Raw genomic sequence first — 9,958 nt, forward strand, 5'->3', positions numbered from 1 at the left:
GATGATTGACAACATCAGCTGGCTCGCGATTTACCCCGAAATCGTGCTGTTGACCATGGCCTGCGTCATTGCGCTGGTCGATCTGGGGGTCCACAGCGCCCGCCGCACTGGCACCTATGTGCTGACCATGCTCACGCTGGCCGTGGTGGCTGCTTTGCAGGCCATGTATGCCAGCAGCGGCAACACCTTCTATGGCTTTGGCAACATGGTGGTGAGCGACGCCATGGGCAACTGGCTCAAATGTTTCGCCACCGTGGCCATGATGGTCACGCTGGTCTACAGCCGCCCCTACGCGGCCGATCGCGACATGATGCGCGGCGGCGAAATTTTCACACTGTCGATGTTTGCGCTGCTGGGCATGTTCATCATGATCTCCGGCAACAACTTCCTGGTGATCTACCTGGGCCTGGAACTGCTCACGCTGTCTAGCTACGCTCTGGTGGCCCTGCGCCGTGACAACGCCACGGCGACCGAAGCAGCCATGAAGTACTTCGTGCTCGGCGCCATGGCCAGTGGTTTCCTGCTGTATGGCCTGTCCATGGTCTACGGTGCCACTGGCTCCCTGGACATCGGCCAAGTGTTCAAGGCCGTCAACTCCGGGCAGATCAAGCACCAGGTTCTGGTTTTCGGTCTCGTTTTTGTGGTGGCTGGCCTGGCGTTCAAGCTCGGCGTGGTGCCTTTCCACATGTGGATCCCTGACGTGTACCAAGGCGCTCCCACGGCAGTCACACTGATGATCGGCGGCGCGCCCAAGCTGGCAGCGTTTGCCATCACCATCCGCTTGCTGGTGGATGGCTTGCTCCCGCTGGCGATCGACTGGCAGCAGATGCTGGCTGTGCTGGCCATTGGCTCGCTGTTGGTGGGTAACCTGGCTGCCATTGCGCAGACCAATCTCAAGCGCATGCTGGCGTACTCGACCATTTCGCAAATGGGTTTTGTGCTGCTGGGCCTGATGTCGGGTGTCATCAACGGCAACGTGGATGCCACGGCGGTCGAGAACGCCTACAGCGCATCCATGTTCTACGTGGTGACCTATGTGTTGACCACGCTGGCCGCCTTTGGCGTGATCTTGCTGCTGGCGCGTGAAGGCTTTGAGAGCGAAGAGATCTCTGACTTTGCTGGCCTGAACCAGCGTAGCCCGCTGTACGCGGGGGTGATGGCGGTGTGCCTGTTCTCCATGGCCGGCATCCCGCCCATGGTGGGTTTCTACGCCAAGCTGTCGGTGCTGCAGGCGCTGGTCGCCTCAGGCCAGGGCCTGTACATCGCCATGGCGGTCTTTGCCGTCATCATGTCGCTGATCGGTGCTTTCTACTACCTGCGCGTGGTCAAGGTCATGTATTTCGATGCGCCGCTGACGGCCACGAACGTGTCTGCCCCCATGGACGTGCGCGTGGTGCTGACCATCAACGGCGCCTTGGTTCTGGGGCTGGGTCTGCTGCCCGGTGGCCTGATGGCCCTGTGTGCGGACGCCGTGGTGCGCGCGCTGGCGACCTGATCTGACGCTGGTTCACATGCTGACGCTGCAGCGGTGCGCTGCTTCTGTTTTCTTCTTCGGTCGCTGACCGATCTGGGCTCGTACTGCCGTGTCGCTTACCGGATCGGTCTGGCTCATCATCGTGGCGTCCTTCGTGGCCGCCAACCTGCCTTTTGTCAACCAGCGTTGGCTGGTGGTCGGGCCGGTCGCAGCCCATGCCAAGCCGTTGGTGGGGCGACTGCTGGAATTGGTTGTTCTGTACTTTGTGGTGGGGGCGTTGGCGCTGGTCCTTGAGCGTCGTGCTGGCCAGATCGCCCCCCAGGGCTGGGAGTTCTACGCCATCACCGGCACCATGTTCCTGACCTTTGCCTTTCCTGGTTTTGTCTACCGGTATTTGCTGCGGCGTCACCACAGCTGATCTGGCCGAAACTGTTCCCCCACGATTGCGTCGCGCACGAGTGTTGCCATGAAGGTGCTGGACCTCCAATGTCGGCAAGGCCATGTCTTTGAGGGCTGGTTTGGCTCCGAGGACGACTTCCAAGGTCAGAAGCAACGCGGCCTGGTGCAGTGCCCCCTGTGCGGTGACGACCACATTGAAAAGCGGCTCAGCGCCCCGCGCCTGAATCTGGGTGCCCGGGCACCTGCCGCCGCCGCCGCGCTAGCGCAACCCATCGCTACGGAGGGCTCCCAAGGCGTAACTCCATCTGAAACGGTGGCACTGCCCCCAGCCTTGCAGGCCGCTTGGCTGGCGCTGGCTCGCAAAGTGGTGGCCAACACCGAGGATGTGGGCGAGCGTTTTGCCCAGGAGGCCCGGCGCATGCACCACGGAGAGGTGCAGGAGCGCGCCATCCGGGGCCAGGCCACGCCTGATGAGGCGGTGCAGCTGCTGGAAGAGGGCATTGCCGTCATGCCCCTGCCCCTGCCAGCGGCTGCCAAAGAAACCCTGCAATAGGCTTTTCTGCTCTGGGGCGGGATGGATGAGACAAAATTTGTGCCTTTTTAGCCCGTCTCCGCGCGACCACTAAGCACTAATAGCTATCAATTTGATAGTAAATAACTCCCTGTCTCTGCCAAGTTGCACCCGCGCGCATCACGCCGCGAACTGCAGAGCGGCCAGGCGGGCATAAACACCCCCTTGCGCCAGCAGGCTGGTGTGGGTGCCCTGTTCAACGATGCGCCCGTGGTCCAGCACCACGATGCGGTCTGCGTTCTGCACGGTGGCGAGCCGGTGTGCAATGACCAGTGTGGTTCGGCGGCCCGTGTGGCGCTGCATGGCCGTGTCCAGTGCCGCTTGCACCATCCGCTCGCTCTCGGCATCGAGTGCGCTGGTGGCTTCGTCCAGCAGCAGCAGGGGCGGGTTCTTGAGCATGGCCCGCGCAATCGCGATACGCTGGCGCTGCCCACCCGACAGCCGCACGCCGCGCTCACCCAGAAAGGTGGCGTAGCCCTCGGGCAGGGCCGTGAGGAAGTCATGGGCAAAGGCTGCGCGGGCAGCGGCCATGACTTCTTCGTCTGTGGCCTCGGGGCGCCCATAGCGGATGTTCTCCATGGCCGAGGCTGAGAAGATCACCGCGTCCTGTGGCACCGTGCCGGTGTGGGCCCGCAGGGTGCCCAGCGCCATGTCGCGGATGTCCACTCCATTGAGCAGAATGCGCCCTTGCCGTGGCGCCGATGTGCCCGGCGTGCCAGGGGCCTCGCGGGCACTAACGTCCACGTCATAGAAGCGTTGCAGCAGCTGCAGCACCGTGGTCTTGCCCGCACCGCTCGCGCCGACCAGGGCCACGGTCTCCCCGGGGGCCAAGTGCAGCGAAAAGCCGTGCAAGGCGGCCTGCTCCGGGCGCGACGGATAGTGGAACCACACATTGTCAAACTGCACTTCCAGGCCCTGGCCTGAAGTGGGCAAGGTTTTGGGTGTGGCGGGATCTGCCACGGGGGAGCTGCTTTCCAGCAGTTCCATCAGTCGTTCGGTGGCGCCTGCGGCGCGCAACAGGTCGCCGTACACCTCGCCCAGCACGGCCACGGCCCCCGCAAGCAGGATCACATAGACCACAGTCTGGCCCAGGTGGCCCGCACTCATCTTGCCTGCCAGTACGGCCTCGGTGCCCCGGTACAGCCCCCACAGCAGCAGGGCGGCATTGGCGATGATGATGAAGGCGACCAGTATTGCGCGTGCACGGGTGCGCTGGATAGCAGCCTGGAAGGCGTTTTCGGTGGCGCGCATGAATCGGGCCGCCTCGCGCGGCTCGGCCGCATGGCTTTGCACCACCGGCACGGCGTTCAGCACCTCGGCGGCAATGGCGCTGGAATCTGCCACCCGGTCCTGGCTGTCGCGCGACAGCCGCCGCACGCGCCGCCCGATCCACATGGTGGGCAAGACTACCAGCACCACCGCCAGCAACACCACCGACATGACATACGGGTTGGTCCACACCAGCATGGCCAGCGCGCCAATGCCCATCACCGCATTGCGAAGCCCCATCGACAGCGACGAGCCAACCACGGTCTGCACCAGGGTGGTATCGGCCGTGAGGCGGGACAACACCTCTCCTGTCTGCGTGGTTTCAAAAAACTGAGGGCTTTGGCGCAGCACATGGCCGTAGACCGCATTGCGCAGGTCGGCGGTCACCCGTTCGCCCAGCCAGCTCACCATGTAAAAGCGCGCGGCAGAGAACACGCCCAGCGCAACCGCGACGGCGAACAATGCCTCGAAGTGGCCCCGCAGCGCCATGGCCTGCGCGCCCTTGTCACTGGCCGAGCCACCCACCAGGCCTCCATCAATCAGGCCGCGCAGCGCCATCGGAAACGCCAGCGTGGCCAGCGCAGCCAGCACCAGGAAGACCCCCGACAGCAGGATGTGCACGCGGTACGGGCGCAGAAATGGAAGCAGTCCGGTCAATGAGCGCGGAGCCCCGCGTGCCGGGTGGGAGGAGGGGGTAGATGCCATGGTGGCAGTGTAGGCCCGGTCAACGAAAGCATGCGTGGCGAGACGCGCGGTGGGCTTGCTGGGCGCGCCGTCAGTAAACCGTCAGTGATGCGCCCGCATGACGGGCCTTGGTGCCGGAGTTGTGGCGGGCGGCGCGAAGGGCGAGATTGAGCGCTGGCCTGCGGTGTGGGCCAGCAACCGGTAGCGTGCCTGCGGGGCGGTCGGTGAGTACGTAGGCATTTATACATAGGCATTAGTCCCAGTATCTACCGCAGGGTAGGGAGACATACGATGCGCTGAGACCCCCACACACGGAGACCTTGCTGCAAGGCTCCATTCCTCAGCACCCTACGGAGCGGCCCAGGCGCAATGAGCGACGTCATTCTTGAAACCAAAAGCCTGACCAAAGAGTTCAAGGGCTTCACTGCCGTGAGCGATGTGAACCTGGCCGTGCGCCGTGGTTCGATTCATGCGCTGATCGGCCCCAATGGCGCAGGCAAAACCACCTGCTTCAACCTGCTGACCAAGTTCCTGGAGCCCACCTCGGGGCTCATCCGATTCAACGGGCACGACATCACACGCGAGCAGCCCGCGCAGATTGCACGGCGCGGTGTGATCCGATCGTTCCAGATCTCGGCGGTGTTCCCCCACCTCACGCTGATGGAGAACGTACGTCTGGGGCTGCAGCGCAAGCTGGGCACCTCATTCCATTTCTGGCGCAGCGAACGCACCCTGAGCCAGCTGGACGACCGCGCCATGCAACTGCTGACCGAGGTGGGCCTGGAAGACCTGGCCGATGAAGTCACCGTGAACCTGCCCTATGGCCGCAAGCGCGCGCTGGAGATCGCCACCACCCTGTCGATGGAGCCCGAGCTGATGCTGCTCGACGAGCCCACACAGGGCATGGGTCATGAAGACGTGGACCGCGTCACCCAGCTCATCAAAAAGGTCTCGGCGGGTCGCACCATCCTGATGGTGGAGCACAACATGAAGGTCGTCTCCACCATAGCCGACCGCATCACCGTGCTGCAGCGCGGCGCTGTGCTGGCGGAAGGGCCCTACGAAGAAGTCTCCAACAACCCGCAAGTGATGGAAGCCTACATGGGCACCACCGACGGCCAACTCCAAGGAGCGCATTGAATGAAGCTCCCCCTGAGTCGCTTCTCGCCTTCCCCCTCTCTCGCCTCGCTGCGCTATGCGGGAGGGGGACGCCCCCAGCGCACGCAAGCGAAGCGCTGCCTGAGCAGTTCGGCGGCCCTTGCGCGGGGGCACTGGCTTTGTGCGTGCCGGTTTCTACAGGCAGCGCGGAACGCAATGGACAACTGAGATGGCTAATCCTTCCAACAACAACGGCGTGCCTGCGCTGGAAATCAAGAACCTCGAAGCTTGGTACGGCGAATCGCATGTGCTGCACGGCGTGGACATCGTCGTCCAGCCCGGCGAGGTGGTCACGCTGCTGGGCCGCAACGGTGCAGGCCGCACCACCACCATGCGCGCCATCATGGGCCTGACCGGCGCGCGCAAGGGCTCGGTCAAGATCAACGGCGTGGAAACCGTGAACATGCCCACGCACCGCATCGCCCACCTGGGCGTGGGCTACTGCCCCGAAGAGCGCGGCATCTTCTCCAGCCTGTCGTGCGAAGAAAACCTGCTGCTGCCACCTGCGCTCAAGACCGGCACACCGGGCATGTCAGTGCAAGAGATCTACGCCATGTTCCCCAACCTGGCCGAGCGCAAGAACAGCCAGGGCACGCGCCTATCGGGCGGCGAGCAGCAGATGCTGGCCGTGGCCCGCATCCTGCGCACTGGCGCCAACCTGCTGCTGCTAGATGAAATCTCCGAAGGCCTCGCGCCCGTCATCGTGCAGGCCCTGGCCCGCATGATCAAGATGCTGCGCGAAAAGGGCTACACGGTGGTCATGGTCGAGCAGAACTTCCGCTTTGCCGCACCGCTGGCCGACCGCTTTTACGTGATGGAGCATGGCCGCATCGTCGAGAAATTCGGGGCGGCCGAACTCGACGCCAAGATGCCCGTACTCAACGAATTGCTGGGCGTCTGAACGCAGCCCGCTTCACATTTTTCCGCTTTCTTCAACCACCACACCCACAGGAGACAAATCCATGAAGAAACAACTCACACTGCTGGCCCTGATGCTGGCCGCTGCAGGGCTGGCCTCTACGGCCCAGGCGCAGGACAAGGTCAAGATCGGCTTCATCACCGACATGTCCAGCCTGTATGCCGACCTGGAGGGAAAGAACGGTGCGGTCGCCATCCAGATGGCCATTGACGACTTCGGCGGCAAGGTGCTGGGCATGCCCATCGAGCTGCTCACGGCCGACCACCAGAACAAGGCCGACATCGCTGCCTCCAAGGCCCGCGAGTGGATTGACACCCAGGGCTTGACTATGGTCTTTGGCGGCACCAACTCCGGCACGGCACTGGCCACAGCCAAGGTGGCCCTGGAGAAGAAGCGCGTGTACATCAACAATGGCGCAGCATCTTCGGCACTGACCAACGAACAATGCTCGCCCTACACCGTGCACTACGCCTACGACACGGTCGCCCTGGCCAAGGGCACGGGCTCTGCGATCATCGACAACGGCGGCAAGAGCTGGTACTTCCTCACGGCAGACTACGCTTTCGGTCACGCGCTGGAGGCTGACACCAGCACCGTGGTCAAGGCCAAGGGCGGCACCGTGGTGGGCGCCGTGCGCCACCCGCTCAACGCGTCGGACTTCTCCTCCTTCCTGCTGCAGGCGCAAAACTCCAAGGCCCAGATCCTGGGGCTGGCCAATGCCGGCGGCGACACCATCAACGCCATCAAGGCCGCCAAAGAATTCGGTATTGGCAAGAGCATGAAGCTCGCTGGGTTGCTGATCTTCATCTCTGACGTGCACAGCCTGGGCCTGCGCAACACCGAAGGCCTGCAGTTCACCACCAGCTGGTACTGGGACCTGAACGACGAGACGCGCAAGTTTGCCGCCCGCTTCTTCGAGAAGACCAAGCGCATGCCCACTGAAATCCAGGCGGCCGACTACTCCGCCACCATGAACTACCTCAAGGCCGTGGAAGCCGCCAAGACGGTGGACGCCGACAAGGTGATGACCACCTGGCGCGGCATGAAGATGAACGACTTCTTCGGCTCCGGCCAGCTGCGTCCTGACGGCCGCTACGTGCACGACATGTACCTCATGGAAGTGAAGAAGCCTTCGGAATCCACCAAGCCCTGGGACTACTACAAGCTCATCAAGAAGCTACCCGGTGACCAGGTGTTCACCACCAAGGCCGAGAGCAAGTGCGCGCTCTGGAAGTAAACCCCTGAGAGAAAGCCCCCGCGCCCGACCCTGCCGCTGCCGGCGGGGCCTGGCCCGTGGGCGCCCTCTGACCTGAACCCCTCCACCTGCTGCTGCCTCCCATGGAAATCTTTGGTGTCTCATTGCCCGGCCTGTTGAGCCAGCTCCTTCTGGGGCTGGTCAATGGTTCGTTCTACGCAATCCTCAGCCTCGGGCTGGCCGTGATCTTCGGCCTGCTCAACGTCATCAACTTTGCGCACGGTGCGCTGTTCATGACGGGCGCACTGATCACCTGGATGGCCATGAACTACCTGGGCATCAACTACTGGTTGATGCTGGTGCTGGCGCCGCTGGTGGTGGGGCTGTTCGGTGTGCTTATCGAACGCCTGCTGCTGCGCTGGATCTACAAGCTCGACCACCTTTACGGCCTGCTGCTCACACTGGGCCTGACGCTGCTCATCGAAGGCGTGTTTCGCTCCATCTACGGCGTATCGGGCCTGGGCTACGACACGCCCGAACTGCTCGAAGGCGCCACCAACCTCGGTTTCATGATCATGCCCAACTACCGCGCCTGGGTCGTGGTGGCATCGGTGGTCGTGTGCCTGGCCACCTGGTATGTGATCGAAAAAACCAAGCTCGGCGCCTACCTGCGCGCCGGCACCGAAAACCCGCGCCTCGTGGAGGCCTTCGGCATCAACGTGCCAGTGATGGTGACACTGACCTACGCCTTTGGTGCCGCGCTGGCGGCGTTTGCCGGTGTGCTCGCTGCTCCCGTGTACCAGGTCACTCCGCTCATGGGCCAGAACCTCATCATCGTGGTGTTTGCGGTGGTGGTCATCGGCGGCATGGGCTCCATCATGGGCTCCATCCTGACCGGGCTCGGCTTGGGCGTCATCGAAGGCTTCACCAAGGTGTTCTACCCCGAAGCGTCGTCCACCGTGGTGTTCGTCATCATGGTCATCGTTCTCCTCATCCGCCCCGCCGGCCTGTTCGGCAAAGAAAAATAAGGGGCAGCCAGCATGAACTTCAAGAACATTGCCCCCATCGGATACGGCCTGCTGCTGCTGGGCCTGGTTGTTGCACCATTCTTCGGTGCCTACCCTGTTTTCGTGATGAAGCTCATGTGCTTTGCACTGTTTGCTTCGGCCTTCAACCTGCTGCTGGGCTTTACCGGGCTGCTGTCCTTTGGACACGCGGCGTTTCTGGGCGGCGCAGCCTATGTCACGGGTCATGCCATCAAGGTCTGGGGCCTCACGCCCGAAGTGGGGCTGCTGCTGGGCACCGGCGGTGGGGCCCTGCTGGGCCTGCTGTTTGGCTGGCTGGCCATCCGCCGCCAGGGTATCTACTTCTCCATGATCACGCTGGCGCTGGCGCAGATGCTGTTTTTTGCCTGCCTGCAAGCGCCTTTCACGGGCGGTGAGGATGGCCTGCAGGGCGTGCCACGCGGCAAGCTGTTTGGTGTGATTGATCTCAAGAGCGACCTCGTCATGTACTACGTGGCGCTGGTCATCGTGGTGGCGGCTTTCCTGCTCATCGTTCGCACCATCCATTCGCCGTTTGGCCAGGTGCTCAAGGGCATCAAGGAGAACGAACCCCGCGCCATCTCGCTGGGCTACGACGTGCAGCACTTCAAGCTGCTGGCTTTCGTGCTGTCGGCTGCGCTGGCGGGCTTGGCAGGCTCGCTCAAGACACTGGTGCTGGGCTTTGCCACGCTGTCGGATGTGCACTGGACAGCCTCGGGCCAGGTCATTTTGATGACGCTGGTGGGCGGCCTGGGCACATTGTCGGGCCCGCTCATCGGCTCGGCCGTGGTGGTGCTACTGGAGAACAAGATCGGCGAATTCGGCAACCTGCTGGCCGCCCTGACCAGTGTGGAATGGTTCAAGACCCTGGGCGAATCCGTCACCATGGTCACCGGCCTGATCTTTGTGATCTGTGTGCTGGCATTCCGCCGGGGCATCATGGGCGAGATCATTGCCTGGCTGGCACAGCGCCGCGCGGGCAACGCCGCCAAGCATTGATCTGACCATGGCCCGCAACGGCGGGCTTTCTCTTTGCTACAGCTCAAAAAAGCCGCTGCCGCCCTCACAGGCGCAGCGGCTTTGCGTATCCGGTCATCTCCAGATAGCCCCGGCCCACGGGCTGCCCGCCGCCGTCCAGCAGGTCAGACAAGCCCTCCCAGTAAATCGCGCCGCTGGACCCACTGCTGTCCAGCTCCTGGTTGTCCAGCAGCGCGCGCACCTCAAATTCGCCCACAGGCGTCAACAC

General features: G+C 63.2%; 10 protein-coding genes. 8 read left to right on the forward strand and 2 right to left on the reverse strand.

The window, feature by feature from the left end; genetic code table 11:
- The first annotated feature begins 1 nt into the window (after position 1).
- From nuoN to DBR12_RS06880, 3 genes are all read left to right on the forward strand, one after another.
- A complete protein-coding gene (gene nuoN / locus DBR12_RS06870; RefSeq protein ID WP_108616576.1) occupies positions 2 to 1,495 on the forward strand; it encodes an NADH-quinone oxidoreductase subunit NuoN in 1,494 nt (497 codons plus the stop codon).
- Positions 1,496 to 1,583: 88 nt separating this feature from the next.
- Positions 1,584 to 1,892, forward strand: a complete 309-nt coding sequence (locus DBR12_RS06875; RefSeq protein WP_108616577.1) for a DUF2818 family protein — start codon at positions 1,584 to 1,586, stop codon at positions 1,890 to 1,892.
- Positions 1,893 to 1,940: 48 nt separating this feature from the next.
- Positions 1,941 to 2,426 (forward strand): DUF1178 family protein, encoded by a 486-nt coding sequence (locus DBR12_RS06880; RefSeq protein ID WP_108616578.1) that lies wholly within the window; start codon positions 1,941 to 1,943, stop codon positions 2,424 to 2,426.
- A gap of 138 nt (positions 2,427 to 2,564) precedes the next feature.
- Here the strand turns inward: DBR12_RS06880 and DBR12_RS06885 are convergent, their stop codons facing one another.
- Positions 2,565 to 4,418 carry an ABC transporter transmembrane domain-containing protein gene (locus DBR12_RS06885; RefSeq protein ID WP_108616579.1) on the reverse strand — a complete coding sequence of 618 codons (1,854 nt, stop codon included), beginning with the start codon at positions 4,416 to 4,418 and terminating at the stop codon, positions 2,565 to 2,567.
- A 348-nt stretch (positions 4,419 to 4,766) separates the two neighbouring features.
- On the opposite strand from DBR12_RS06885, the gene DBR12_RS06890 reads away from it, so the two are divergent.
- The 5 genes from DBR12_RS06890 (at position 4,767) to DBR12_RS06910 (ending at position 9,711) form a co-directional block, all read left to right on the forward strand.
- Entirely contained in the window at positions 4,767 to 5,537 is a 771-nt protein-coding gene (locus tag DBR12_RS06890; RefSeq protein WP_108616580.1) for an ABC transporter ATP-binding protein, read from the forward strand.
- Positions 5,538 to 5,724: 187 nt separating this feature from the next.
- Positions 5,725 to 6,456 carry an ABC transporter ATP-binding protein gene (locus DBR12_RS06895; protein WP_108616581.1) on the forward strand — a complete coding sequence of 244 codons (732 nt, stop codon included), beginning with the start codon at positions 5,725 to 5,727 and terminating at the stop codon, positions 6,454 to 6,456.
- 61 nt (positions 6,457 to 6,517) lie between these two features.
- Entirely contained in the window at positions 6,518 to 7,711 is a 1,194-nt protein-coding gene (locus DBR12_RS06900) for an ABC transporter substrate-binding protein (RefSeq protein ID WP_108616582.1), read from the forward strand.
- Between the two features lie 101 nt (positions 7,712 to 7,812).
- A complete protein-coding gene (locus tag DBR12_RS06905) occupies positions 7,813 to 8,697 on the forward strand; it encodes a branched-chain amino acid ABC transporter permease (RefSeq protein ID WP_108616583.1) in 885 nt (294 codons plus the stop codon).
- A 12-nt stretch (positions 8,698 to 8,709) separates the two neighbouring features.
- Positions 8,710 to 9,711 (forward strand): branched-chain amino acid ABC transporter permease, encoded by a 1,002-nt coding sequence (locus tag DBR12_RS06910; RefSeq protein WP_108616584.1) that lies wholly within the window; start codon positions 8,710 to 8,712, stop codon positions 9,709 to 9,711.
- Between the two features lie 64 nt (positions 9,712 to 9,775).
- On the opposite strand, the gene DBR12_RS06915 is transcribed toward DBR12_RS06910, so the two are convergent.
- Positions 9,776 to 9,958 (reverse strand): lipocalin family protein (locus tag DBR12_RS06915; RefSeq protein WP_146185489.1); only part of this gene is annotated, 183 nt, incomplete at its 5' end.

This window comes from Acidovorax sp. HMWF029, from assembly GCF_003060895.1.
GTDB lineage: Bacteria > Pseudomonadota > Gammaproteobacteria > Burkholderiales > Burkholderiaceae_C > Acidovorax.